The following is a 23,987-nucleotide window of genomic DNA, read 5'->3' on the forward strand; positions in this document are numbered from 1 at the left end:
GGGAGAGGGGTCACTTGCATTCCCAGACGGCGGAGTTGTAGCGCGAGTCCAGGTAGATGTCGGCGACGTAGCCGCTGATGCTGCCGTACGTGATCTTGCCCCAGACGTCGCTGGTGACCTTGTCGTACGGGTGGTATTCCGAACTGCCCGTCGTCCGGCAGTGCACGGTCACCGCGCCCTGGTAGTTCGGACTGAACAGGCCGGCCCGTCCGCCGCTCTTGGTGCTGGGCACGGTGCGGATCGCCAGCGGATCCGGGTCGTCGTCGTTGTGCGTGATGTTCATCGTCTGGTCCGGCGGCGTCAGGTCGATCGTGCCGCTCGTGGACGCGCCCGAGCCCGCCGCGTTGCTGGTGCTCACCGAGACGTTGTACTGCTGGCTGTTCTCCAGGCCGGTCACCGACTGGCTGGTGCTCTGCGTCGACTGGCTGCCGCCGGGCCAGGTCACCTGGTACGTGACACCGGACGCGCCCGAGGGCGCCTTCCAACTGACCTTCGCGCCGTGGCCGCCCGAGTTGTTGCTGACCTTGAGACTCTGCGGGGCGCCGGGGGCGACACAGGGGCGGACCGGCGCCGAGGACTTCGACTCCTTGCTCGCCGCTCCGGCCGCGTACTCCGCGACGACCGTGTAGCTGTACTCCGTACCGCAGGCGCCGCCGTCGACCTGGAAGGTGAACGGGCCGTTCGGGCCGACCTCGGTGGGCGTCGCCGTCTGGCCGCTGCCCAGCCCCTTGAGCAGGTACCGCTTGGGGGTGAGCCCGGAGGCCGGCTGGAAGGTCAGCGTGATCGAGCCGTCGCCGGACTGGGCCTGCGGGGTGCCGGGGGTCTGCGGTTCCGGGCAGCCCGCTTCCCAGTTGATGGCGCAGTTCTTCGTCGGGGTGGTCGGCGGCGCCTGGGTCGGTGGCGGTGTGGTGGCCGGGGCGTGCGTGGGTGGCCGGGTGTTGCCGCCCTGGCCCTTGCCCGGGCGGGACGGCGGCTGCCCCTGGTGGGTCGGCCGGGAGGTCGGGACGTTGTCCTCGACGGGCTTGTCGTTCTTCTTCCGGGCCGTCGGCACCTTGTCCGTGTACTTGCCGATGGTGTGGACGTCGCCGCCCGCGTTGATGACGGCGGCGGAGCTGTTGTTCTGGTCGTTGACCCACAGCAGGCCGTTGCGGACGAAGAGTTCCAGGTTGCCCGGCTTCTTCGTCACGTTCACCGAGTCCTGGAACGCCGAGGTCGCGGTGTCGTAGACGAGCAGGCTGCCGGTGGTCCCGTCCGGGATGTACACCTTCTTGCCGAGCACCTGCGGCGCGCCCAGCGCGTGCCCCTGGATCGGGACCTTCGCGTTGATGGACTGGCCGCTTTTGACGTCGACGAGCGCGAGCGCGCCGCTGTCGGAGGCGAGGATCGGCACCATGGGGCTGTCGGTGGTGGCGGGCACCAGGATCTTCACCGGGGCGGAGTCGTTGATGCCGCCCTGCAGGTTGAAGGTCTGCTGGGTGCCGGCGACGGTCAGCACCTTGGTGACGGCGTCCGTGCGGTCGGTCACGACCGGCTGCCCCTGCGCCAGGGTGAGGACGAGGTCGTGATGGGGGGCGGCGACCTTGACCTCGGCGCTCTTCGCGCCGTTCACGAACGGGACGACGGTGCCCTTGCCGGGCTGCGGAACCCAGAGCGTGCCCTGGGAGTCGACGGCCGCGGCGCCGAGCCCCGGGCCCAGCTGGACCTTCTCGCCCGCCGGGGTCGTCAGCGCCGGGTCGATCCGCTGGACGGTGCCCTTGGCGGCGTCCACGACATACGCGTACGTGCCGCCGGAGACGAGCTGCAGGCCGCTGGTGCCGTAGTTCGTCGACTGCTCGGCGGTGAGCTGCGAGGGGTCGATCCTGACGACCTTGCCGGTCTTCTTGTCGAGGACGAGGACGGTCCTGCCGTCCTGCGCGATCGTCACCGCGTGGCCGTTCATGCCCGGCAGCTTGACCTTGCCGTCCACGTCACCCGTCAGGCCGTTGGCGTGCGAGGCCTCGCCCGTGCCGCTGCTGCCCAGCCAGGCGCCGATGTCCGAGAGCTGCGGGATCGAGCCCGCAGCGCCGACACCGACCGCGACGGAGGTGGCGATGAGGGCGCCGACCGCGCCGATCGCCAGATAGCCGGTGCTGCGGTTGCGGGTGGGGCGCATCGTCGCCCAGAGCGCGCTGGCGGCGGAGCCCGCGCGCTGCTTCAGCACCGCCCCGCGACCCGGTACCGGCGCCGTGGCAAGTGTCTCTTCGCTGAGCCTGCGCGGACGCAGTCCCCTCGTCGATCCGGCCCCCGCCATATCCAACCCCGTCCCGCACCACAAGCTGTTGCCACCGAGCACTTGTCTTGAGACTGCAGATTATCCGCCCCGCGAGGGATGTGTCAGGGGCGCAGGGCGCCCCGTGACAAGCATGTGACGCGACACACGGCGACTGTTCACCTGTCCCTCGATCGGCCCCCGCGGCCCCGCCCGGGGCCTGTCCGCGGCTTGTCGGTGGCCTGGCGTACGCTGAGCTGGTCCGTCTTGTACCCCTTCGGAAGGGACAGCCCCGGTGAGCGATTACGCAGCCGTCCTCGATCGCGCCGCCGCCGGCGGCCGCATCACCCCGGAGGAGGCGCTGGACCTGTATCGCTCCGCCCCGCTGCATGCCCTCGGGTCGGCCGCCGACGCCGCGCGCCGCCTGCGGTACGCGGGTACCGAGCACATCGCGACGTACATCATCGAGCGGAACATCAACTACACGAACTCGTGCGTCACCGCGTGCAAGTTCTGCGCGTTCTACGCCGCGCCGCAGAGCGACAAGGTCTGGACGCGCGACATCGCGGACATCCTGCGCCGCTGCGCGGAGACCGTCGAGCTGGGCGGCACCCAGATCATGTTCCAGGGCGGCCACCACCCGGACTACGGCGTCGAGTACTACGAGGAGCACTTCGCCGCGATCAAGAAGGCGTACCCGCAGCTGGTCATCCACTCGCTGGGCGCCTCCGAGATCGAGCACATGTCCCGCATCTCCGGGGTGACGGCCGAGGAAGCGATCCGGCGGATCCACGCCGCGGGCCTCGACTCCTTCGCGGGCGCCGGTGCCGAGCTGCTTCCGGCCCGGCCGCGTACCGCCATCGCGCCGCTCAAGGAGTCGGGCGAGCGGTGGCTGGAGATCATGGAGATCGCGCACAACCTGGGTGTCGAGTCGACGTCCACGATGCTGATGGGCACCGGCGAGACGAACGCCGAGCGCATCGAGCACCTGCGCATGATCCGTGATGTGCAGGACCGTACGGGCGGCTTCCGCGCCTTCATCCCGTACACCTACCAGCCGGAGAACAACAAGCTGAAGGGCCAGACGCAGGCCACCATCTTCGAGTACCTGCGGCTGATCGCCGTCTCCCGGCTCTTCCTGGACAACGTCGCCCACATCCAGGGCTCCTGGCTCACCGTCGGCAAGGAGGTCGGCCAGCTCTCCCTGCACTACGGGGCGGACGACCTCGGCTCGATCATGCTGGAGGAGAACGTGGTCTCCTCGGCCGGTGCCAAGCACCGCTCGAACCGGATGGAGATCATCCAGCTGATCCGCTCCGCGGGCCGGGTGCCCGCGCAGCGCGCCACCACGTACGAGCACCTCGTCGTGCACGACGACCCGGCGAACGACCCGGTCAACGACCACGCGGTCTCGCACCTGTCGTCGACGGCGATCGAGGGCGGCACGGCGCACCCCGAGCTGAAGCTGCTCGCCGCCAACTGAATGCTCACGATCCATATCGGCGACAGCGGCACCGGACGGGCGGTCGCCGTCTCCGGAGACCGGATCGTGGCGGTCGGCACGGCCGACGAGCTGCGCGCGGGGTATCCGCAGGCGCGGGTGCGGGAATGGCACGGGGTCCTGGGTCCGGCACTGGTGCACGCGGCGCCGGTGCCGGAGGCGCCGAGCCCGCGCGAGCGGATTCACGCCCTCTTGCGGCTCGGGGCGACGGCGGTCGTGGACGGGTATCTGACGGATCCCGCCCTGCGGGCCGCCGCTGCCCGCGGCGGTCTGACCCGGGTGCCGGCCGGGTCCGAGCCGCCCGCGCTGGTGCCCGGCGGCCGGGCGGACCTGGCGGTGTTCGACGCCGGCGGCGCCTGCGTGGCCACGGTGGTCGGCGGACGGCTCGTGCACCGGCGGGCATGACCGCCGCGGGCGTGGTGCACCAGCGCGATGAGGCTGAGCTGCAGCCGTGAGACGCCGCCGAGCTTGAAGCGCAAGCTCGCCACGTGCAGTTTCACCGTGCGTTCGGTGATGCCGAGTTCACCGGCGAGCTCCCGGTTCGAGGCGCCGTCCCGCAGGCTCATCAGCACCTCGTGCTCGCGGCCCGTCAGATCGGAGATCAGGCGCAGCCCCGCGAGCACCGCGCTGCCGTGGGGGTGCGGATCGTCCCGCAGTCCGGTCCCGCAGACCTCGCACACCGGGCAGAGCAGATGCACGGTTTCCCCCCGGAAGCCTGGACTTGAGCAACGGAAGGCTATATCAGCCCGACTCACCCGGACAGCGAATCGGCCAGGCGCATTCTCGCCTGCTGCTGATCCTTGAAGTTCTTGAGGACTTCCGCGTTCTTCTCGATCAGCACCTTCTGGTACGCGGACTCGACGGCGCACCAGACCCCGACGAGGTTCACCTTCTGCTTGCAGGCGATGTCGGCGGTGGCGGCGGTGACCGCCTGCGGACCCGACAGATCGGTCAGACCCAGCGCCGCCGGCACGCCCAGCGGCGACGGTACGCGGTAGCCGTGCCCAGCCATGCACGTCGACCAGTCGCGGATCACCCGCACCACCCGGGAGTCCTGGCGCGAGCGCTCGTTGGCCTCGGCGTTGAGGTTCTGCGGGAAGGTGATGTCGACGGCGGCGGCGTCCGGCGCGTAGAGCCTGAGCCCCGACTCGCCCGTGCAGCCCGCGACGGGGATCTTGATGCCGTTGACGACGCCGGTGTTCTTCTCCGAGGTCCTGGCCTTCTCCGCCTCCTCCAGGTTGCCGGGGAGGGACTTGGGGTCCAGATCGGGCGGGCCGTCGAGGACGAGGGACTCGTTGGTCCCCCTGGCCGGGCGCGGGGCGCGGACCGGAGTCTGCTGCGGCGGGTCGCCGTAGCCGTACCGGGCCGCCAGAGCCGGGCTGGACAGGCCGTAGCGGCGGCCGTTCTCGCCGTAGACATCGGCGCTGACGGTGGATTCCGGTGCGGTGTAGCGGAATCCGTAGCGCCGCATGCACTGGTCGATGAGGACGTTCTGGGCCTTCTGCAGCTCCTGCCGCTGCTCCGCGGGAACGAGGTAGTCGTCCATGGGGAACGTCAGCCCGTTGCTGTCGAGCAGCGCGGGCGTCGCGCCGACGGCCGGCTCCGCCCGGCCCCCGGGCGCACCGGACTTCCCTCCGCCGGAAGCCGCGTCGGAATCCGCACCGGAAGCGGACCCGCAGCCCGTCAGGCCCGTCAGGAGTACGGCGAGCAGGGCGAGGCTGGCGGCGGGGGCGGCGGCACGGCGGCTGGGCATCGGCGGACTCCGGGGGACGCGGGGGTGCGGGGCGGCGGCGCTGTGGATCAGCCGGGGTTGGCGGACGAGATCTTGTTCTTGAAGTTGGTGCTGGCGTTGCTCCAGGTGTACGCCGGGATCCACCCGTGGACCCCGGCGCGATACGCGTCCGTCCAGACGCTCCACGTCTGCGCGTCCCGGTTCCAGTACGACTCGGTGTTGTCGTTGGGCGAGATGCTGGGGTTCGCGGCGTACCGGTCGTAGGCGAAGTTGTTGCCCGCGTAGTACAGGTCGAACAGCAGGTTGGTGCGGTTCTGGGCGTAGTAGAGGCCCAGTTCGCCCGGCTCCAGGATGCCGTCCTTGCCCAGCGCGCCGGCGGGCGCCGCGCAGACGAGCGAGGCGGTGCCGAGCGCGGCCAGGGCCAGGGTCGTGGCGAGAGTCCGGCGGAGAGTGGTGCGGTTGACGTGCGTCATGCGGCGTTCCTCCCTGATGCGTGGTGCGTGCGTGGTGCCGCGACGGCGGCGCACTATGCGACCAGAGGGAAATGCGTTGTATCTACTGTCCTTTGGGACAGTAGAGCTGCTGTTCGACCGCGGCTACGCTGATCGATCGTGCACAGCGCAGACCGGACCTCGTCCAGGACCTCCCACCACCCGATCCTTCTGCTCGTGCCCGCGCTGCTGACCATGGCGCTGGGTGCCGGCGGCTGTTCCACGGGCTCCGGGAGCCCCGGAGATTCCGGCGGGAGCGAGCAGGGCAAGAAGAGAACCACCACGGTCGACCCGGTTCCCGCGGCGTTCCTGGAAGCGATGCGTCAGGAGACGAAGTGCATGCGTGAGCACGGGATCGCGGACTATCCGGACCCCAGCCCGGCGACCGGCGAGTTCCAGTACCCGGCCGAGCTGGGGAAGCGTCTGAAGCAGGATCCGTCGACCGCCGCCATCTGGCACACCTGCCAGGCGAAGTCCGGCGGCGACGGGATCCAGGGTGGGTGACGCACCGGTCCTCGCACGGCGCCGGATCTGGGTGATCGGCGTCGCCGTGGGCGCGTTGGCGCTGTCGGGTACGGCCGCCGGGGCGTCTTTGGTCATCAAGTCGCCCGCCCAGGCCGCCGCGGAGCGTGCGGCGCCGGCTCCCGACCTGCTGACGGCGCCGGTGGAGCGCCGGGTCCTCAAGGACTCGGTGATCCTGCGCGGCACGGTGCGGGCCGGGCAGTCGGTGGACGTCTCGCCCTCCGTCGCGGCGGGGGAGGGCACCGGTACGCCGGTCGTGACGAAGCTGCTGGTGGCGCCCCGGGCGACGGTGACCGACGGAAAGGTGCTGCTGGAGGTTTCCGGGCGGCCGGTGTTCGCGCTGCGGGGCGCGCTGCCGGTGTACCGGGATCTGAAACCGGGCGCGACGGGCGACGACGTCGCCCAACTGCAGCGTTCGCTCGGGGAACTGGGCCATCGCGCGGGCGACGATCCGTCCGGGACCTTCGGGCCCGGGACGAAGGCGGCGCTGACGGAGTTCTACGCGTCGATCGGCTACGACCCGCTGCCGGCCCACGCGGACGGCGGCGCGGCGCTGAAGTCGGCCCGGGACGCGGTGACCTCGGCCCAACGAGCCCTCCAGGACGCGCAGGACGCGCAGGAGGAACTGGACGGCGTGGACGAGGTGGACGAGCCGTTCGTGTCGGGGACCGGGAAGCCCGGCACCGGAAGTCCCGGCACCGGAAATCCGTCGGCGGGAAAACCTGTCACCTCCAAAGCCGCCAAGCGCGCCGTGCAGCGGGCTCGGGAGGACCTCGGCAGCGCGCGGACCGACCTCGACGCGGTCCTCGCCACCGACGGACCGATGCTGCCTGCGGGCGAAGTGGTCTACCTGGACGGCTTTCCGGCCCGGGTGGACTCCGTTCCGGCCCACGTCGGAACGAAGGTGTCCGGGACCCCGGTCATGACGGTGTCGGCCGGTGCGCTGGTGGTGCGGGGCATGTTGCAGGAGTACCAGAAGGGCCTGGTGCGGGCGGGGCAGCGGGTCGAGATCCTGTCGGAGGTCAGCGGAGTGACCGCGGCGGCGACGGTGGCCTCGGTCGCCACGACCGCCGACAGCGGGCAGACACCGGGGCAGACGTCACAGGGCCGGCAGGATCAGCAGGACCAGGGACAGGATCAGGGACAGAGCCAGGATCAGGGCGGGTCCTCCGTGCCGCGTGGATATCCCCTGGTGGTCCGCCCCGACACGCCGTTGGATCCCCGACTCGCGGGCCAGGACGTCCGGTTGACCGTGGAGGCGGCCTCCACCGACGGGGTGGCGCTCGTCGTCCCCGTCACCGCGATCTCGGCGGGCGCGGACGGCCGTACGGTGGTCACCGTCGTCGCGAAAGGTGGCGCGCAGCGCCGGGTGGAAGTGCGGCCCGGCACCACCGGGGACGGCTTCGTTGAGGTCGTCCCGGTGGGCGGCGGCACGCTCGCGGAAGGCGACCGGGTCATCACCGGAGTCAGGGACACCGCCGCCAAGAGCCCGTCCGCGGACACCTCCGACACCTCCGGAGACACTCCCAAGGGCGCCTCCGGTGGTCGCTGAGGTCCCCGCGGTCATCGAACTGCGGCAGGCCGGACTCACCTATCCGGGCCCGCCGCCGGTCACCGCCCTGACCGACTGCGAACTGACCGTCGGAGCGGGTGAGTTCGTCACCGTCGTCGGCCCCTCCGGCTCCGGCAAGTCCACGTTCCTGAACATCGTCGGGCTGCTCGACGTGCCCACCACCGGCAGCTATCTCCTCGACGGCATCGACACCGGCGCCCTCAAGGACGCCGACCGCACCGCGTTGCGCGGCCGGCGGATCGGATTCGTCTTCCAGTCCTTCCACCTCCTGCCGTACCGCAGCGCCGCGGAGAACGTCCGGCTCGCCCTGCTCTACGGCGCGGTGCCGCGCGCCGAGTCCCACGAGCGGGCCCGTGAGGCGCTGGTGAGGGTGGGTCTCGGCCACCGGCTGGACGCCGTGCCCACCCGGCTCTCCGGCGGCGAGCAGCAGCGGGTGGCCATCGCGCGGGCGCTGGTCTCCCGGCCGTCGCTGCTGCTCTGCGACGAGCCGACCGGCAACCTCGACACGGCCACCGCGGGCGCGATCCTGGGCCTGCTCGACGAGTTGCACGCCGACGGCATGACGATCCTGGTGATCACCCACGACCCGCTGGTCGCCGACCGCGGCGCGCGCACCGTCTCGATCCGCGACGGCGTACTGACCGAACGGGCGCCGGTGTGAGGTTCCGGGACGGGACGAGATTCCGCTCCGGTGGGGGACCCCGCTCCGATGGCGGACTCCGCTCCGGTGGGGGACTCCGGTGGCGCTGGGCGCGCGGGCGCAGGCCCGTCGAGCCCTCCGTCCTCCCGCTGCGCGAGCTGCTCTCCGAGTCGCTCGCCGGGATGCTGCAACGCCCCGGCCGCTCCGCGCTCACCGCGCTCGGCACCGTCCTCGGCGTCGGTACGTTCGTGGCGATCCTCGGGCTGACCGCCACCACGTCCTCGCAGATCGACTCCCGGTTCGACCTGCTCACCGCGACCGAGGTGACGGTCGAGGACACCAGCCTCCAGCAGAACGCCTTCGCCGGCCCGGTCTTCCCGGCCGACGCCGACGACCGCGTGGGCCGGCTCGGCGGCGTGGAGCACGCGGGGGTCTACTGGACGGTGCACCCCGCCGGCAGCGCCACCGTCCGCTCCTCGCCGGTGGGCGCCGGCGCCGGCGGTGAGGAGATCGGCATCGTCGCCGCGTCGCCCGGCGCCCTGCTGGCGGCGGACCCGCATCTCGCGCAGGGCAGGCTCTACGACGCCTACCTGTCCCGGACCGCGCAGCCGGTCGTCGTCATCGGCTCGGGCATCGCCGCCCGCCTCGGCATCACCACCCTGGAGACGTATCCGGCGGTCTTCATCGGCGACCAGCCGTTCACCGTGGTCGGGATCATCGACGACGCGCGCCGCAAAGCCGACTTCCTGCTGTCGGTGATCGTGCCGCGCACCACCGCCGAGCGGGTCTGGGGTCCGCCGAAGGGCGGCGACGCCAGGATGCTGATCGCCACCCGGATCGGCGCCGCGGTACAGATCGCCCACGAGGCCCCGACCGCGCTGCGCCCCGACCACCCCGAATACCTCAAGGCCGTCCCACCGCCGGACCCCCGCACGCTGCGCGGCACCGTGAACGGCGACCTCAACCAGCTGTTCCTCCTCCTGGCGGCGATCTGCCTGGTCATCGGCGCCGTCGGCATCGCCAACACCACGCTGGTCGCCGTCCTGGAACGCTCCGGGGAGATCGGGCTGCGCCGCGCCCTCGGAGCGCGGGGCCGGCACATCACCGCCCAGTTCCTGGCGGAGTCCGGCGCCCTGGGGGCGCTGGGCGGGCTGGTGGGCACCGGTCTCGGCGGTCTCACGGTCGTGATCGTGGCCGTCGTGCGGGACTGGACGCCGGTCGTCCATCCGGCGACGGTCGTCGTCGCCCCGGTGATCGGGCTGCTCACGGGCCTGCTCGCCGGTTTCTACCCGGCCCTGCGGGCCTCGCGCATCCAGCCCGCCGAGGCCCTCCGCCGCTGATCCGCGGCCGGCCGTCAGCCGACCCGCCGGTGACCCCCGGCCGGGCCGCCGGGCGCGGGGTGGAGAATGGGCCCGTGACCCGAGCCTCCCTGGAAAAGCAGCCGCACGAAGTCGCCGCGATGTTCGACGACGTAGCCGCCAAGTACGACCTGACGAACGACGTGCTGTCGCTCGGCCAGGCCCGGCTGTGGCGCAAGGCCGTCGCGCAGGCCCTTGACGTCCGGTCCGGCGAGCGCGTGCTCGACCTCGGTGCCGGTACCGGCACCTCCTCGCTGCCCTTCGTGGCGGCGGGCGCCCAGGTCGTCCCGTGCGACTTCTCGGTCGGCATGCTGCGCGAGGGCAAGAAGCGCCACCCGTCGCTGCCGCTCACGGCCGGTGACGCGACGAAGCTGCCGTTCGCCGACGGAGTCTTCGACGCGGTCACCATCTCCTTCGCGCTCCGCAACGTGCACAACACGGAGGCCGCGCTGCGCGAGATGCTGCGCGTCACCAAGCCGGGCGGCCGCGTCGTGATCTGCGAGTTCAGCAGCCCGACGTTCAAGCCCTTCCGCACCGTCTACACCGAGTACCTGATGCGGGCCCTGCCGCCGGTCGCGACCGCGGTGAGCAGCAACCCGGACGCGTACGTCTACCTCGCCGAGTCCATCCGCGCCTGGCCCGACCAGGCGGCGCTCGCCACCCGGCTCCAGGAGGCCGGCTGGTCCAAGGTCGCCTGGCGCAACCTCACCGGCGGGGTCGTCGCGCTGCACCGGGCAGCGAAGATCGGTCAATAGCCGGGCAGTTGTGAGGGGCGTGACAATAAACTCCGGTGTCTCAACGAGGACAGCCGTTCCCGACACCCGGAGTACCCCATGCCGTTCTGCCCCGCCTGCGGCAACGCGTCGTCGGAAGATGCGCGTTTCTGCATGAAATGCGGCCGTGAACTGGCGCCGCCCCCGATACCGGAGCAGCCGCCGGCAACCGGTCAGTCGCCGGCCGAGGGGCAGGAGCCACCGGTCCCGGGGCCGCCGCCGCTCCCGCCGACCGCGCTGCCCGGCTACGCCCAGCCCCCCGGCCACGCCCAGCCGCCGTCCGGGCCGCCCGCGTCCGGGCCGCCCGTCTACGCGCCGCCCGTCTACGCGCCACCGCCGTACGCCCCGACCGCGTACGTTCCCGTGCCGCAGGGACCCTCGCCCGCGGGACTCTTCCTGCGCCGTACCTTCTCCGGCAACTGGACGGGAGCGCTCAAGGCGGGTCTTTGGCCGACCGCGGTACTGCTGGCGTTCGCCGCGGTGATGGCGACGCAGACCAACCGGCAGACCGACGCGGCCGACCTCGGCTACGGCGACCGGCTTCGCAGCTACCTCGCCATGGCCCTCCAGGGGGTCGGCGGCATCTTCGGCGTCAAGATCACGCCGGGCGACGGCGGTTCGTCCTACGACGACTACGACTCCTCCACCGCCGCCCCCTTCCTGAGCTCGTCGACCCAGGACACCGCCACCCTGTCGGTCGTGCCGCTGGTGGTCACCGTCCTGTGGGGCCTCGCCCTCGTCCTCGCCCTGCGCCACCTGCGCCGCACCCAGGCCGGCGCCGAGGCGGCGATCCGGGTGGCGGTGGTGTGCACGGCCGGCGCGCTCGTCCTGGCGCTTGTCGCCCAGCCGACTCTCAAGGTGACGTCCGAAGAGTCCGGGGACCGGATCGACATCACATCCGGCCCCTTCACCGTGATCCTGTGGACCTTCGTGCTCAGCCTGCTGGTGGGTCTGTTCGTGCTGTGCCGCGACCGGCTGGACGGACACCTGGCGACCAACCCGGGACTGGCCGCCGCGACCCGCGCCCTGCGGGCCGCGATGCTGGCGCTCGCCATCGGGGTGGGCGTGTGCGCGTTCATCGTCCTGATCGTCCTGTCCGACCACTCCGAGGAGATGGACGGCGGGAGCTGGTTGGGCGTCGGGCTGCTGATCGCGAACGCGGGCGTCTCGGCCCTGGGCCTCGCCTGGGGAGTGCCGGTCGAGGCGACCCGGTCCGGATCGGGCTACGACAGCGAGCGGTTCGGCCTCTCCGACCTGGGGCAGTTCGGTGACGGCTGGGCCATTCCCGGAGCGCTCGCCGCGGGCGTGGTCTGCGCGCTGATCCTCGGCGCGGTGGCAGTCCGCCGCTGCGCCGACCGGCGCGAGCAGTGGCTGGCGGCCGGCTTCTACGCCGGGCTCTTCGTCCTGCTGATCGCGATCGGCGGCCTGAAGGCGGAGTACTCGGAGGGCAGCAGGTCCGCGAGTGTGGAGGCCGCCTCCAGCGTGCCGGAAGCGCTGCTCTTCGGCCTGCTGTGGGCCTTCGGCGGGGTCCTCGCCGTGACGTTCATCCGCAGCGTGCGCGCGGGAGGGCCCGGCGGCCAGGTCGGCCAGGTCGGCCAGGTCGGTTCGCCCGCCTACCCGCCGGGGTACGCGCAGCCGTACGACGCGCCGTCGGCCGGCGGCTCCGCGGAGCCGGAACTCCTCCTGCACCTCAACGCGCCGCCCGACAAGCCCGCCCCCGCCGGCCGCAGCCGGCTGCTCCTGGTCGGGTTGATCATGCTCGGCGCCTTCGCGATCGGGGGCGTGGCCGCGGCGGGAGTGATCATGTTCAACCGCCACGACGACAAGCCGGCCGAACCCGGCCCCTCGTCGTCCTCGCCCGCCGTTCCCGGCGACGACACCCCGTCCGACGAGCCGAGCCCGTCCGACAGTGCGACCGACACCCCGTTCGACAACCCGACGGACGATCCTTTCGGCACCCCGTCCGAGGACCCTTTCGGTACCACGTCCGATGCCCCGTCCGACCTCCCGAGCGGTTCGGTATAGCGCACACCGAGAGCCGCCGCCCGGACACGGGCGGCGGCCTCATAGACTCGGTCGGAGCCAAGACCCCTCGCCGAGACCGGAGAGCCCACCGTGACCGACACCGCCCTGTCCGAGAACAGCGCCGATGTGATCGTCGTCGGCGCCGGGCCCGCCGGTTCGACGACCGCGTACTACCTGGCCAAGGCGGGACTCGACGTCCTCCTTCTGGAGAAGACCGCGTTCCCGCGCGAGAAGGTCTGCGGCGACGGGCTCACCCCGCGCGCCACCAAGCAGCTCGTCGGCATGGGCATCGACATCTCCGAAGAGGCCGGCTGGCTCCGCAACAAGGGCCTGCGCATCATCGGCGGCGGCGTCCGCCTCCAGCTCGACTGGCCGGACCTGGCCTCGTACCCGGACTACGGACTCGTCCGCAGGCGCGAGGACTTCGACGAGCTGCTCGCCCGCCAGGCGCAGAAGGCCGGCGCCCGGCTGCACGAGCGCTGCAACGTCGGCGCCCCGATCCGTGACGAGCGCACCGGCCACATCATCGGCGTCGAGGCCAAGCTCGGCGAGGAGAAGACCCCGGTCACCTTCCACGCGCCGCTGGTCGTGGCCGCCGACGGCAACTCGACGCGGCTCTCCCTGCACATGGGCCTGCACCGCCGCGAGGACCGTCCGATGGGTGTCGCGGTCCGTACGTACTTCACCTCGCCCCGCCACGACGACGACTACCTCGAATCCTGGCTGGAGCTCTGGGACAAGCGCGGCACCGACCACCGGCTGCTGCCCGGCTACGGCTGGATCTTCGGCATGGGCGACGGTACGAGCAACGTCGGTCTCGGCATCCTCAACTCGTCGAAGGCCTTCAGGGAGCTGGACTGGCGCGAGGTCCTCAAGACGTGGTGCGCCTCGATGCCCGCCGACTGGGGCTACACCGAGGAGAACCAGGTCGGCCCCATCCGCGGCGCCGCTCTCCCGATGGCCTTCAACCGCCAGCCGCACTACACCAAGGGCCTGCTGCTCGTCGGCGACGCCGGCGGCCTCGTCAACCCGTTCAACGGCGAGGGCATCGCCTATGCGATGGAATCCGGCCAGATCGCCGCCGACGTCATCGTCCAGGCCAACGCCCGCCAGACCCCCGCCCAGCGCGAACTGGCGCTGCAGAACTACCCGCGCATCCTCAAGGAGACGTACGGCGGTTACTACACGCTGGGCCGCGCCTTTGTGAAGCTCATCGGCAACCCGCGGGTCATGAAGGTCATCACCGAGCGCGGACTGACCCACCCGGTCCTGATGAAGTTCACGCTCAAGATGCTCGCCAACCTCACGGACCCGACCGGCGGCGACGCGATGGACCGCATCATCAACGGCCTCAGCAAGGTAGCTCCCAACTCCTAGCCGCCGATTCCCGGCCTCGATTCCCGACCGTCGATTCCCAGCCGCCGTTCCCAGCCCCCGTTCCCTGCCTCCAACGGGTCAGGTCAGCGGGTACGACGTCCGGCCGGATGTCGCGTCGATCTCGTCGTGTGCCTTGGTCAACAACTTCATCGCGAGTTCGTTGAGCGCTCTGGCTCCCGCGACCTCCTCGCCGACCCTCGGCTGGTCCGTGTCGATCGGGTGCCGGCTGGCGTATCCGTGCGCCCGCACCTCGCTCCCGTCGGGCAGCCGCACAAGGGCGGCCGCGCGGGTGTGCTGGGTGTCCTCCTGGAACTCCAGCTCGACATGCCATCCGACAGCGGTGTGCGCCATGATCATCACCCCTTGGCTCCGGAACCCCTCCTACCAGGGTGCACCCCCTCCTCCACTCGCGCTCGGCGCGCCGCCCCGGGCGGCCCTAGGACTCCCCAAGCAGCCCCGGGCGTCCTAGGCGCGTGGCGAGGTGGCGTATCTCGCGGGGGTGGTGCCCACGTGCCGTCGGAAGTGCCGGTTCAGGTGCGCCTGGTCGTAGAACCCCACCTCGGTGGCGACCTCGGCCGGGCGCCCGCCCGCGAGCAGCAGCGTGCGCGCCCGCTCGATGCGCAGCCCGGTCAGATAGACGTGCGGCGGCAGGCCGTACGTCTGCTTGAAGCAGCGGATCAGATGGGTGGGGTGCGAGCGCAGCAGCGCGCTCGCCTCGTGCAGGGTGATGCCCTGCGACACCCGGGCGTCCAGCAGTTCGCGCAGCGCCGCCGCGAGCCGGGCCGCCTCCCGGCCGGGCCGGCGGGTGCGGGCGGCGGCCAGGTGGACGTTGAGCCGCTCCCGTACGAAGGCCAGCCGCGACTCGCCCTCGAAGGCGTCGCCGGCGTGGCCGAGAGCGTCGTGCAGCTGTCCGATGCGGCGGCGCAGCAGCCCGTCGGCGAGAACCGGGTGGTCGACGGCGGTCCCGGTCAGGGTCTCGGGCAGCACGCTCCGGTCGAGGTACAGCACCCGCTTGCGGAATCCGGCGGGAGTCGCCGTCCGGCCGTCGTGGAAGACCCCGGGCGGCAGTAGCAGCGCCGCGGTGTCGGTCCAGGAGACGCCGTGCCGGTGCCGGTCGAGGCCGAAGTCGACCGACCCGTCGTCGACGATCATCAGCGTCCAGGTGTCATGCGTGTGCGCGGGATAGGCGTGGTCCAGGAAACGCGCGTGGAAGACCTCGGCGATGCCAGGAACCGCCGGCCGCCAAGCGGTGATGCGCGAGTCCGTTCGCTCTCCGCCCATGCGAGGAACGTACAAGACCGCGGGCCGCGCGCCGCGGCACCCTCATGAGGACCAGTCGGCCGCACCCAGGAAGGCCCCACCTCATGACCGTTCCCACGACCGCCCCCGTCCCCGCTCCTGTGCCCGCCGTTCTGCCCGGTCCCGTGAACATCGCCCACTCGCTTGCCCGGTTCAGCGAGCACTGGGCGCAGCGCACGATCGCCGGGATCAACGACTACGAAGTCAAGATCGCCAAGATCCAGGGCGAGTTCGTCTGGCACACCCACGAGGACACCGACGAGTTCTTCCTCGTCATCAGCGGCCGGCTGACCGTCCGCTTCAGGGCGGGTGACGTCGTCCTCGATCCGGGCGAACTCCTCGTGGTGCCGCGCGGTGTGGAGCACTGCACGGCGGCCGAGGAGGAGACGGCGATCCTGCTGGTGGAGCCCACAGGGGTCGTCAACACCGGCGACGCGGGAGGAGACCTGACGAAGGCGGCTCGCGCGCTGGAGGACCCGAGCTGACCGACCGCCCACGGGCGAGGAACGAGATTTCTATTGACACTAGCTTCCATTTGTTAGTTACTTCTTTTAGGAACTAGCCACCGTGGAGGTTGTCGTGCCAACTCCCGTACTCTCGCCGCGTCGTTGGTGGGCGCTGGGCGCCCTGACGCTCAGCGTCCTGATCATCGGTCTCGATGGAACGATCATCAACGTCGCCTTCCCGACCCTGGCGAACGACCTGGGCGCCACCAGCGCCCAGCTGCAGTGGATCGGCGGCGGCTACCTGCTCGCGCTCTCCGTGGCGATGCTCCCGATCGGCCTGCTCGGCGACCGGTACGGCCACAAGCGGCTGCTGGTCACCGGCATCGGACTCTTCGGCGCCGCCTCTCTGGTCGGCGCGTCCGCCGGTTCGCCCGGCGCGGTCATCGCGGTCCGGGCGGTCCTCGGACTCGGCGCCGCGATGATCATGCCGCTCTCCATGGCGATCCTGCCCAGGATCTTCGCCAAGGAGGAGCTCCCCAAGGCCGTCGCCACCTGGACCGCGGCCACCGCTCTGGGCATGCCGGTCGGCCCGATCGTCGGCGGCTGGCTGCTCAACCACTTCTGGTGGGGCTCGATCTTCCTGTTCAACGTCCCGGTCGCCGCTCTCGCCCTCGTCGCGAGCGTGTGGCTGCTGCCGGGCGACCGGACCCGGGAGAAGGCCGACGGCGCCGCGCCCACCCCGTTCGACGCCCTCGGCACGGCGCTCAGCGCCATCGGCATCACCTCGCTCGTCTACGGCACCATCCAGGTGCCGGGCGAAGGCTGGGGCAGCCCGCTGGTGTTCGGCACGATCGCCGGGGGCGTCGCGCTCCTCGCCGCCTTCGTCATCCGCGAGCGCCGCACCGCCCACCCCCTGGTGGACCTCGGGCTCTTCTCCGACCGCCGCTTCCTGTGGGGCTCGCTGATCGCGGTCTTCGTCAACTTCGCCGTCATGGGCATCCTGTTCGTCGTCCCGCAGTACCTGCAGTCGGTCCTCGGGAACGACGCCTTCGGCACCGGACTGCGACTGCTGCCGCTGATCGGCGGCCTGATGGTCTCCGCCATGCTGAGCGAGACCCTCGTCCCCAGGCTCGGCGCCCGCACCGTCGTCCCCGCGGGCCTGGCGCTGCTCGCGGCCGGGGCGCTGCTCGGCTCGACGGTCGGCGGCGGTGACGGGTACGGCTTCACCGCCGTGTGGCTCTCGCTCACCGGCCTCGGCTTCGGGCTCGCCGTGGTCCCCGCCACCAGCCTGGTGATGTCCTCGCTGCCCACCGGCAACACCGGCTCGGGCACCAGCCTCCTGGAAACCGTCCAGCAGCTCGGCGGCGTCCTCGGCGTGGCCGGCCTCGGCAGCCTGCTCAGCGCCGGCTACCTCGCCCGGCTCTCGGTCACCGGCCTCCCGGCCCCGGCCGCCGACGCCGCCCGCGACTCGGTGACGGGCGCGGACGCGGTGGCCGCACAACTGCGGGATGCCGAGCTGCTGACTTCCGCGCACGGCGCTTTCCTGCACGGCATGAGCCTGGTCCTGGTGGCCTGCGGCGCCATCGCGATCCTGGGCGCCGTGCTTGCGGCGGTCTACCTGCCGGCCCGGTCCAAGGAGGCGGCGACCGGCCAGGGGCCGGGATCCGAGGCGTCGGATGTGGTCATCCCGGCGGCCGACCCGCGAGAATTGCTCGTATGACCGATACGGAGACCTCGACCGCCCCCGGTACGGCCGGCCTCAGCCTGCGAGAGCGCAAGAAGCAGAAGACCCGGCAGAGCATCCGGCGCGAGGCCTACCGGCTCTTCACCGAGCAGGGTTACGAGGCGACGACGATCGACCAGATCGTCGCCGCGGCCGAGGTCTCCCACAGCACGTTCTTCCGGTACTTCCCCGCCAAGGAGGACGTCGTCCTCACCGACGAGTACGACCCGATGCTCGCCGAGACGCTGAGCGCCCGGCCCGCCGACGAGCCGATCGTCGACGCCATCCGGCACTCGCTGATCGATTCGCTGGCGGCGGTCCTCGTCGCGGACCGCGAGGAACTGCTCTTCAAGACCCGTCTCATCTTCAACGTCCCGGCGGTCCGGGCCCGCGCGATGGACGAGCAGCTGCGCAACCAGGACGCCATCGCGGAACTGATCTGCGCCCGCACCGGGCGCGAGCCCGGCGACCTGGAGGTGAACTGCGCGGCCGCCGCGATCATCGCCATCTCCATGACCGTCATCCGGCACTGGGTGGACGGCGACGGCAAGGAGGACCTGGCGGCCCTGTACGACCACCACCTCGACCTGCTCTCGCGGGGGCTGCGCTTCTGACGCACGGCTTCTGACGCCCGGCTTGCGGCGTGGGGCTTGCGGCGTGGGGCTTGCCACGCGGCGGTTTGCGAGGTGCGACTTGTGACGCGCGCGTTGTGGCGTGCGCCTTGCGACGTGCGCCTTGCGACGTGCGCCTTGCGACGCGCGCCTTGCGACGCGCGCCTTGCGACGCGCGCCGGGGGCGGGTCCCGCCGCCCGGCGCGTCCGTCACGCAGGTCAGGCGCCGACGACGCCGGAGTCGGAGATGGTGACCTTGGCGGAGGTCTTCCCGCTCCGCGAGCCGTAGCCCTCGATCTTCGTGACCAGGTCCAGGCCGGCCTGGTCGGCGACCTCGCCGAACACGACGTGCTTGCCGTCCAGGTGCGGCGTCGCCACGGTGGTGATGAAGAACTGCGAGCCGTTGGTGTTCGGCCCCGCGTTCGCCATCGACAGCAGACCCGGCTTGGAGTGCTTGCGGGTGAAGTTCTCGTCCGCGAACTTCGCTCCGTAGATGCTCTTGCCGCCGGTGCCGTCGCCGCGGGTGAAGTCGCCACCCTGGAGCATGAAGCCCGGGATGACCCGGTGGAACGAGGAGCCCTTGTACCCGAAGCCCTGCTCGCCGGTGGCCAGCGCGCGGAAGTTCTCCACGGTCTTGGGGGCCACGTCGTCGTAGAGGTTGAAGGTGATGCGCCCGGCGGGCGCGTCGTCGATGGTGATGTCGAAGAACACGTTGATCGTCATGGCACCATCCTGACACCCCGAGCCGCTACCGGCCGCTTCCTGGGGGTCCGGCGCGCACGCCGACCGCTCTGACCTGGCCTTTCACAGCTCGAACCACACGGACTTGCCCGGCCCCGTGTCGGTCGGCCGCACCCCCCAGTCGGTGGCACAGTCCCCGATGAGCGCCAGCCCCCGCCCCGACTCGTCACCCCCCTCGGCCGCCCGCCCGGTGGGCAGCCCCGGCGCCGAGTCGTGCACGAGGACGCGCAGCGTCTCGCTGGTGTCGCGCCCGGTCCACTCGGCCGAAAGGGTGACCGGTATCGAACAGCCGCTGCTGTGACGCGCGTTGACCGCGTTGGTCACGGCCTCGGACGTCAACAGCAGCGCCGTATCGGTGAGATCGTCCCGCCGCGCACTGGTCAGGAGCGCACGAACGGCTTCACGGGCGGACCGCACCCAGACGGGGTCGGGCGGGAAGATCAAGGAGAAGTCAGGTCCTGGCATGACGTGATGCCTCCGGGTGTCCGGTTGCCCTCAATGTATTGACGCAGGGTCAATTCACCCTGGAGAAGCGGTACTTCCGTTTCGCAAGGGGTGGGCTGGTCATTCTTGACGGTAGAGAGCAAGGGTTCGTACATGCAACCTGAACAGAAGAATTGCCACTAACGAGTGGACCGCCCCCGGCCCGGCCGGGCAGACTGCGCGTGATCCAGGGGAGGTGGCTCCGATGGGGCTTCGCGCGAATCCGACACAACGGCAACGGCGCTTGGGGGCTGAACTCCGCAGACTTCGCGAGTCGAGCGGCATGTCCGCCGCCGAGGCCGGATCCTTCGCCGACCTGGGCCAAGCCCACATGAGCCACATCGAGACAGGCCGCACAGCCATCCCCGAGGCCAAGCTGCGCGCTTTGACGACCGCTTACGGTTGCATGGACGAGCCATTGGTGGACGCACTGGTGGCGATGGGGCAGGCGTCGGGCAAGGGCTGGTGGCTGGATTTCCGCGAGTCCCTCGACGCGTCGGCCATCGATCTGGCCGAGCTGGAAGCGACAGCCTCCGCCCACCGGACCTTTCAATGGGTCTACGTGCCGGGTCTGCTGCAGACGCCGGAGTACATGTACGCGCTGATGCGAGCGGGCGAACCCGACGCCAGCCCTGTCGAGCTGGACCGGGGTGTCGAGTTCCGGCAGCGGCGGCAGGCTGTGCTCGTGGGCGACTCGCCACCGATCTACCACGCGGTGATCCACGAGGCGGCGCTGCACATGCAGTTCGTCGGCGCGCAGGTCATGCGGCGGCAGATCGAGCATCTCGTCGAGATGGCCCGGCATCCGCATGTCCGGATCCAGATCCTCCCCTTCGCCGCACCGGCGTATCCGGCCAGGTTCGGCACGCCCTTCGTCTTCTTCGAGTCGCCCGTCCCCGCACTGGGCACGGTCTATGTCGAGCACCCGGTCTCTTCGCCGTTCCTCGCGGACCAGGAGCACCTGACCCAGTTCGCCGAGGCCCTCGACCGGCTGGGTACGGTGGCGCTGCCCCCGCTCGAACCTCAGCCCGAGTCCAAGTTCTCCGCACAGAAGGACTCGCTGGGACTGGTCCAGCATCTGCTGTACATCCTGTGAAGGAATCACCATGACGGAACTCGCCTGGCAGAAGTCGACCTTCAGCGGGGGAGGGACGTCGGGCGAGTGCGTAGAAGTGGCAGGCGCCACCGGCCGCATCCACCTCCGTGAAAGCGACCGCCCCGGCGAGGTCCTCACCACCACCCCCGCCCACTGGGCGGCGTTCCTCCGCGCGATCAAGGCCGACGAGGCCGGCCGGCTGTAGCCGTACCGGGTGCGTGGTGGGCTGGGGTTAGGGCGGTGTGGAGTGGTTTTCTGCGTCGCTTCGCGCCTTGACCGGGCGGAGGGGAGGGGTGCGGCGCTGCGCGCCTGCCAGTGGGGTCGGGCTCGCTTCGCGCCCCGAGCGAAGGGAGGCCGGTCCGCTGCGCTCCCCTGGCCGGGTGGCGGGTGGGTTGCGCCCGGGGGTGCGCTGCGGGTGGTGCTGTCGGGAGGGGCGGAAATCCGGCCCACCTTCCTCGTCGGGAAGTGGGGCGAGTGTGACGGGGGATGCCCTGTGGGCCCTGAGAGGCGGTCTTTTGGAGATGTGGATCACTAAGGACGGTCAAAAGACCGCTTGGCGGACGTCCGGGCACGCGGGCTGATCCTTTGAGGGCCGGGCGGAGTTCGAGAGCCGAGGCGCTCCACACCCGAGCCGCCCCGCCCGCGGGCCGCCTCGCCCCCCGAGGTGCTCAGCCCCCGAGGTGCTCCGCCCGCGAGCGGCCTCGCCGCCCGAGCCGCCCCGCCCGCGGGCCGCCTCGCCGCCCGGGGTGCTCAGCCCCCGAGGTGCTCCGCCCGCGAGCGGCCTCGCCGCCCGGGGTGCTCAGCCCCCGGGGTGCTCCGCCCGCGAGCTGCTCCGTACCGAGGCACTGTGCCCCCGCCGATCCGCCCCACCTGCTGATCCCCGAACCGCGCTGCCTCACCGGCCGCGTCCAACCCCCCACCTCGCCCGGGGAGCGAAGGGGAGCGGTCAGCTTGGGTGGGCCGCGCAGCGGGTCGCGATCACTGGCAGGCGCGCAGCGCCGTAGCCCTCCCCTCCGCCCGGTCAAGGCGCGCAGCGACGCAGAAGAACACTCCGCGATCCCTGACCGCAGCAACCCACCGCGCCGAACCCCGCGATCCCTCGCGCTGCCGCCACCGGCCGTGCCGCTTGATCGGTGGGTTCTGACCGCACCGCCCAGCCGAACCGCAGGGCGGTGCGCAGCGTTCCCCTCCCCGGGAGAACCGCGAGGGCGCGGTCTACGTCTAGTCGGAGTGAACGCGGGCACAACCGCTCGAGCGCACGCGTGAGCGGAAAGCGGTTCGCGTACCGCGTCTTTTGAGGGAGCGTGCTCGCTGTGAACGCATCGGACTCCGCCGGTCACCTCACTCTGCACTTCGACGCGGTGCTGCCCGCAGGCGTTCGTGAAGGGCGCGCCGTGATCGCCGTGACTCCCCCGGCCGATCCCGACTCCGGCCCCGCGCCGGCCTACACGCTGCAGGTGCGGCGGTACGCCTGCCCCGTCACCTCGATGCGGCTCCGTACCGCCTGCGCGGAGGAGGACGTCCACGCCCTGGTGCTGCCGGACGAACCCCGCGAGCACCGCTTCCCGCTGCCCCGGCCCGCCGCGGGCGCGCTGGAGTACCACCTCACCTGGGCACAGGACCCGCAGGGACCCGCGGTCGGAGACGAGCGGGAGGAACGGGTGCTCTTTCTCGTCCGACTCCTCGCCGAGGACCACCACGGCGACACACGGGTCCTGGAGTACGGGCGCATCACGGTCACCTGGGTCGAGCCCGCGGCTCCCGGTCCCCGCCCGCTCGCCCGCCCCGACGACGGACGCACCCGGCCCTCGCCGCTGCAGGAGGCCATCGACGACCTCGTACGAGCCGACGCGGAGCCGGTGCCGGGCTGCGAGCACTGCGCGATGCTCTGGGAACTGCGCCTGCTCGACCAGGCCCAGCGGCTCAGGGAACTGGCCGAGGAGCACAACGACCCCGCGGTCTGTGCGTGGCTGACGCGCTGGGTGCCGGACCCGGACGACGACTTCCGCGAGTTCATCCACCCCTGCCGGTGCGTTCGTACCCGGCTGGGAGCGCGCCCGGACCCCACCGACACGTGGTGGTCGGCGGACCCGGCCACCCGGCAGCTTCTCGACGCCGAGCTGCAGGAGCACCTCGTCGCCGCCCGCCGCCGCCATCTCGTCCACCTTCTGCGCACCTTCGGCGAGGCCCCGCCGGCCCCATGACGGCCGGCACCCCTCCCGGCCGAACCCCGCCCGGCCGAACCCCTCCCTGCGGAACCCCGCCCATACGGAAGGGCCGCCGGCCCGAGCGGGGGGACGGCGGCCCTACGTGGGGGGAATCGGGGGAGCTGGGGATCAGACCACGCGGGTGGCGAAGTCCGGGGTGGACCAGCTCATGTCGTGGACGCCGATGCCCGTGCTCGGGTTGGCGGCGTCGAGGTACTGGTCGCCGCCGATGTAGACGCCGACGTGGTACGCGCTGCCCTGGCCGCCCCAGAAGACCAGGTCGCCGACCTGGAGGGAGCTGATGGAGACCGGGGTGCCGGTGTTCGACTGCTCCTGGGAGGTGCGCGGGAGGTCGATGCCGATGGTGGCGAACGCCGCCTGGGTCAGGCCGGAGCAGTCGTACGAGGACGGGCCGGAGGCGCCCATGACGTAGGGCTTGCCGACCTGGGCCTGCAGGAAACTGATGAGGCTCGCGATGCTGCCGCTTGCCTTCGAGGCGGTGGAGGACACCTTCGAGGACGAGGAGCTGCCGGCGGAGGACACGGAGAGCTTGGCGCGCTCCGAGGAGCGGGAGGCGGCCTGGGCGGCGGCCTCACGCTCGGCCGCGGCCTTGTCGGCGGCAGCCTTCGCGTCGGCGGCCTTCTTCTCCGCGGCTTGCTTGGTCGCGGCTGCGGCCTTCTTGGCCGCGGCGGTCGCGCTGTCCTCGGCGGCCTGCAGCTTCAGCTGGACGACCGTCTGGTCGATGGCTGCGGCGGCCTGCGCGGCGGAAGCGCTGGTGCTGAGAGCGGGCGTCTGCTCGGCGGTCGTCGCGGTTTCGACCGGAGCGGACGTGTGGTTCGAGTGGTCGGCCATGGCCGGAGCGGCCGCGCCACTGAGAGCGAGAGCACCGACGACGCCGCCGACGATTCCGGCCCGGCGGACCCAGTTCGGGTTGGCGGGAGCGGCGTGCCGTCGGCGGCGTGTATGCGATTCGGACGGCGTCGTCCGTATGAGGTTTGGGGACATGTGGTCCTGGCTATCAGGATGCGCTGGTTCCGTTCAACAAAGGTGGGATGCGACACAGTTGTCGTGTGCACGGCCGAATGTCCTTATTTGGATCATGCTCACCATGACCATATGTCCGAGTCGTTCCCGAGCGGCC

General features: G+C 71.4%; 23 protein-coding genes and 1 pseudogene. 15 read left to right on the forward strand and 9 right to left on the reverse strand.

Annotated elements, in window-relative coordinates; all coding sequences use genetic code 11:
* Window positions 1-10 precede the first annotated feature (10 nt).
* On the reverse strand, window positions 11-2,200 hold the full coding sequence (locus tag AC07DC_RS19530; protein WP_478915675.1) for a fibronectin type III domain-containing protein: 2,190 nt from the start codon (window positions 2,198-2,200) through the stop codon (window positions 11-13).
* Window positions 2,201-2,543: 343 nt separating this feature from the next.
* On the opposite strand from AC07DC_RS19530, the gene mqnC reads away from it, so the two are divergent.
* Together mqnC and AC07DC_RS19540 are read left to right on the forward strand one after the other, a co-directional pair.
* A complete protein-coding gene (mqnC, locus tag AC07DC_RS19535; protein WP_399644610.1) occupies window positions 2,544-3,731 on the forward strand; it encodes a cyclic dehypoxanthinyl futalosine synthase in 1,188 nt (395 codons plus the stop codon).
* Window positions 3,732-4,154, forward strand: a complete 423-nt coding sequence (locus tag AC07DC_RS19540; RefSeq protein ID WP_478915676.1) for an imidazolonepropionase-like domain-containing protein — start codon at window positions 3,732-3,734, stop codon at window positions 4,152-4,154.
* A gap of 41 nt (window positions 4,155-4,195) precedes the next feature.
* On the opposite strand, the pseudogene AC07DC_RS19545 reads toward AC07DC_RS19540, so the two are convergent.
* The 3 genes and pseudogenes from AC07DC_RS19545 to AC07DC_RS19555 form a co-directional block, all read right to left on the reverse strand.
* A pseudogene (locus tag AC07DC_RS19545) lies at window positions 4,196-4,618 on the reverse strand (helix-turn-helix transcriptional regulator); the annotation flags it as partial.
* The gene (locus tag AC07DC_RS19550; protein ID WP_478915677.1) at window positions 4,501-5,502 is read right to left on the reverse strand and encodes a hypothetical protein; all 1,002 of its coding nucleotides are present in this window, start codon (window positions 5,500-5,502) and stop codon (window positions 4,501-4,503) included. The gene AC07DC_RS19550 and the pseudogene AC07DC_RS19545, both read right to left, overlap by 118 nt.
* A gap of 47 nt (window positions 5,503-5,549) precedes the next feature.
* Window positions 5,550-5,954, reverse strand: a complete 405-nt coding sequence (locus tag AC07DC_RS19555) for a hypothetical protein (RefSeq protein ID WP_478915678.1) — start codon at window positions 5,952-5,954, stop codon at window positions 5,550-5,552.
* A 138-nt stretch (window positions 5,955-6,092) separates the two neighbouring features.
* Between AC07DC_RS19555 and AC07DC_RS19560 the strand changes: the two genes are divergently transcribed.
* From AC07DC_RS19560 to AC07DC_RS19590, 7 genes are all read left to right on the forward strand, one after another.
* A complete protein-coding gene (locus AC07DC_RS19560) occupies window positions 6,093-6,476 on the forward strand; it encodes a hypothetical protein (RefSeq protein WP_478915679.1) in 384 nt (127 codons plus the stop codon).
* The gene (locus tag AC07DC_RS19565; protein ID WP_478915680.1) at window positions 6,469-8,046 is read left to right on the forward strand and encodes an efflux RND transporter periplasmic adaptor subunit; all 1,578 of its coding nucleotides are present in this window, start codon (window positions 6,469-6,471) and stop codon (window positions 8,044-8,046) included. The genes AC07DC_RS19560 and AC07DC_RS19565 overlap by 8 nt, the downstream gene beginning before the upstream one ends.
* The gene (locus AC07DC_RS19570; protein WP_478915681.1) at window positions 8,036-8,728 is read left to right on the forward strand and encodes an ABC transporter ATP-binding protein; all 693 of its coding nucleotides are present in this window, start codon (window positions 8,036-8,038) and stop codon (window positions 8,726-8,728) included. The genes AC07DC_RS19565 and AC07DC_RS19570 overlap by 11 nt, the downstream gene beginning before the upstream one ends.
* A 128-nt stretch (window positions 8,729-8,856) precedes the next feature.
* Window positions 8,857-10,047 (forward strand): ABC transporter permease, encoded by a 1,191-nt coding sequence (locus tag AC07DC_RS19575; RefSeq protein ID WP_478915973.1) that lies wholly within the window; start codon window positions 8,857-8,859, stop codon window positions 10,045-10,047.
* A gap of 74 nt (window positions 10,048-10,121) precedes the next feature.
* The gene (locus AC07DC_RS19580) at window positions 10,122-10,820 is read left to right on the forward strand and encodes a demethylmenaquinone methyltransferase (RefSeq protein ID WP_478915682.1); all 699 of its coding nucleotides are present in this window, start codon (window positions 10,122-10,124) and stop codon (window positions 10,818-10,820) included.
* Window positions 10,821-10,898: 78 nt separating this feature from the next.
* Window positions 10,899-12,863, forward strand: a complete 1,965-nt coding sequence (locus AC07DC_RS19585) for a zinc ribbon domain-containing protein (RefSeq protein ID WP_478915683.1) — start codon at window positions 10,899-10,901, stop codon at window positions 12,861-12,863.
* Between the two features lie 90 nt (window positions 12,864-12,953).
* Window positions 12,954-14,240 carry a geranylgeranyl reductase family protein gene (locus AC07DC_RS19590; protein WP_478915684.1) on the forward strand — a complete coding sequence of 429 codons (1,287 nt, stop codon included), beginning with the start codon at window positions 12,954-12,956 and terminating at the stop codon, window positions 14,238-14,240.
* Window positions 14,241-14,318: 78 nt separating this feature from the next.
* Here AC07DC_RS19590 and AC07DC_RS19595 read toward each other — a convergent pair whose 3' ends face one another.
* Together AC07DC_RS19595 and AC07DC_RS19600 are read right to left on the reverse strand one after the other, a co-directional pair.
* On the reverse strand, window positions 14,319-14,591 hold the full coding sequence (locus AC07DC_RS19595; RefSeq protein ID WP_478915685.1) for a DUF1876 domain-containing protein: 273 nt from the start codon (window positions 14,589-14,591) through the stop codon (window positions 14,319-14,321).
* Window positions 14,592-14,705: 114 nt separating this feature from the next.
* The gene (locus AC07DC_RS19600) at window positions 14,706-15,521 is read right to left on the reverse strand and encodes a helix-turn-helix transcriptional regulator (protein ID WP_478915686.1); all 816 of its coding nucleotides are present in this window, start codon (window positions 15,519-15,521) and stop codon (window positions 14,706-14,708) included.
* Between the two features lie 83 nt (window positions 15,522-15,604).
* On the opposite strand from AC07DC_RS19600, the gene AC07DC_RS19605 reads away from it, so the two are divergent.
* From AC07DC_RS19605 to AC07DC_RS19615, 3 genes are all read left to right on the forward strand, one after another.
* Window positions 15,605-16,024 (forward strand): cupin domain-containing protein, encoded by a 420-nt coding sequence (locus AC07DC_RS19605; protein ID WP_478915687.1) that lies wholly within the window; start codon window positions 15,605-15,607, stop codon window positions 16,022-16,024.
* A gap of 94 nt (window positions 16,025-16,118) precedes the next feature.
* The gene (locus AC07DC_RS19610) at window positions 16,119-17,705 is read left to right on the forward strand and encodes an MFS transporter (protein WP_478915688.1); all 1,587 of its coding nucleotides are present in this window, start codon (window positions 16,119-16,121) and stop codon (window positions 17,703-17,705) included.
* A complete protein-coding gene (locus AC07DC_RS19615; RefSeq protein ID WP_478915689.1) occupies window positions 17,702-18,322 on the forward strand; it encodes an acyl-CoA-like ligand-binding transcription factor in 621 nt (206 codons plus the stop codon). Before AC07DC_RS19610 ends, AC07DC_RS19615 begins: the two co-directional genes overlap by 4 nt.
* A gap of 216 nt (window positions 18,323-18,538) precedes the next feature.
* Here AC07DC_RS19615 and AC07DC_RS19620 read toward each other — a convergent pair whose 3' ends face one another.
* Both AC07DC_RS19620 and AC07DC_RS19625 read right to left on the reverse strand, forming a co-directional pair.
* Entirely contained in the window at window positions 18,539-19,042 is a 504-nt protein-coding gene (locus AC07DC_RS19620) for a peptidylprolyl isomerase (RefSeq protein ID WP_478915690.1), read from the reverse strand.
* 81 nt (window positions 19,043-19,123) lie between these two features.
* Window positions 19,124-19,525, reverse strand: a complete 402-nt coding sequence (locus tag AC07DC_RS19625) for an ATP-binding protein (RefSeq protein ID WP_478915691.1) — start codon at window positions 19,523-19,525, stop codon at window positions 19,124-19,126.
* Window positions 19,526-19,748: 223 nt separating this feature from the next.
* Here AC07DC_RS19625 and AC07DC_RS19630 point away from each other — a divergent pair, with 223 nt between their 5' ends.
* The 3 genes from AC07DC_RS19630 to AC07DC_RS19640 all read left to right on the forward strand — a co-directional run bounded on the left by AC07DC_RS19630 (window position 19,749) and on the right by AC07DC_RS19640 (window position 22,843).
* Window positions 19,749-20,639: a helix-turn-helix domain-containing protein gene (locus AC07DC_RS19630; RefSeq protein WP_478915692.1), complete on the forward strand. Its 891-nt coding sequence runs from the start codon at window positions 19,749-19,751 to the stop codon at window positions 20,637-20,639.
* 10 nt (window positions 20,640-20,649) lie between these two features.
* Window positions 20,650-20,844 (forward strand): DUF397 domain-containing protein, encoded by a 195-nt coding sequence (locus tag AC07DC_RS19635; RefSeq protein ID WP_478915693.1) that lies wholly within the window; start codon window positions 20,650-20,652, stop codon window positions 20,842-20,844.
* 1,108 nt (window positions 20,845-21,952) lie between these two features.
* Window positions 21,953-22,843, forward strand: a complete 891-nt coding sequence (locus tag AC07DC_RS19640; protein WP_478915694.1) for a hypothetical protein — start codon at window positions 21,953-21,955, stop codon at window positions 22,841-22,843.
* Between the two features lie 132 nt (window positions 22,844-22,975).
* Here the strand turns inward: AC07DC_RS19640 and AC07DC_RS19645 are convergent, their stop codons facing one another.
* On the reverse strand, window positions 22,976-23,851 hold the full coding sequence (locus AC07DC_RS19645) for a C40 family peptidase (protein ID WP_478915695.1): 876 nt from the start codon (window positions 23,849-23,851) through the stop codon (window positions 22,976-22,978).
* Window positions 23,852-23,987 lie beyond the last annotated feature (136 nt).

The sequence above is a fragment of the Streptomyces sp. NPDC045021 genome (genome assembly GCF_056432645.1).

Bases quoted from the DNA above. Each gene is read 5' to 3' on its own strand.
- AC07DC_RS19615 (WP_478915689.1), top strand. From the start codon at position 17,702: ATGACCGATACGGAGACCTCGACCGCCCCCGGTACGGCCGGCCTCAGC.
- AC07DC_RS19635 (WP_478915693.1), top strand. From the start codon at position 20,650: ATGACGGAACTCGCCTGGCAGAAGTCGACCTTCAGCGGGGGAGGGACG.
- AC07DC_RS19540 (WP_478915676.1), top strand. From the start codon at position 3,732: ATGCTCACGATCCATATCGGCGACAGCGGCACCGGACGGGCGGTCGCC.
- AC07DC_RS19645 (WP_478915695.1), bottom strand. From the start codon at position 23,851: ATGTCCCCAAACCTCATACGGACGACGCCGTCCGAATCGCATACACGC.
- AC07DC_RS19620 (WP_478915690.1), bottom strand. From the start codon at position 19,042: ATGACGATCAACGTGTTCTTCGACATCACCATCGACGACGCGCCCGCC.
- AC07DC_RS19600 (WP_478915686.1), bottom strand. From the start codon at position 15,521: ATGGGCGGAGAGCGAACGGACTCGCGCATCACCGCTTGGCGGCCGGCG.
- AC07DC_RS19625 (WP_478915691.1), bottom strand. From the start codon at position 19,525: ATGCCAGGACCTGACTTCTCCTTGATCTTCCCGCCCGACCCCGTCTGG.
- AC07DC_RS19555 (WP_478915678.1), bottom strand. From the start codon at position 5,954: ATGACGCACGTCAACCGCACCACTCTCCGCCGGACTCTCGCCACGACC.
- AC07DC_RS19630 (WP_478915692.1), top strand. From the start codon at position 19,749: ATGGGGCTTCGCGCGAATCCGACACAACGGCAACGGCGCTTGGGGGCT.
- AC07DC_RS19605 (WP_478915687.1), top strand. From the start codon at position 15,605: ATGACCGTTCCCACGACCGCCCCCGTCCCCGCTCCTGTGCCCGCCGTT.
- AC07DC_RS19550 (WP_478915677.1), bottom strand. From the start codon at position 5,502: ATGCCCAGCCGCCGTGCCGCCGCCCCCGCCGCCAGCCTCGCCCTGCTC.
- AC07DC_RS19585 (WP_478915683.1), top strand. From the start codon at position 10,899: ATGCCGTTCTGCCCCGCCTGCGGCAACGCGTCGTCGGAAGATGCGCGT.
- AC07DC_RS19595 (WP_478915685.1), bottom strand. From the start codon at position 14,591: ATGGCGCACACCGCTGTCGGATGGCATGTCGAGCTGGAGTTCCAGGAG.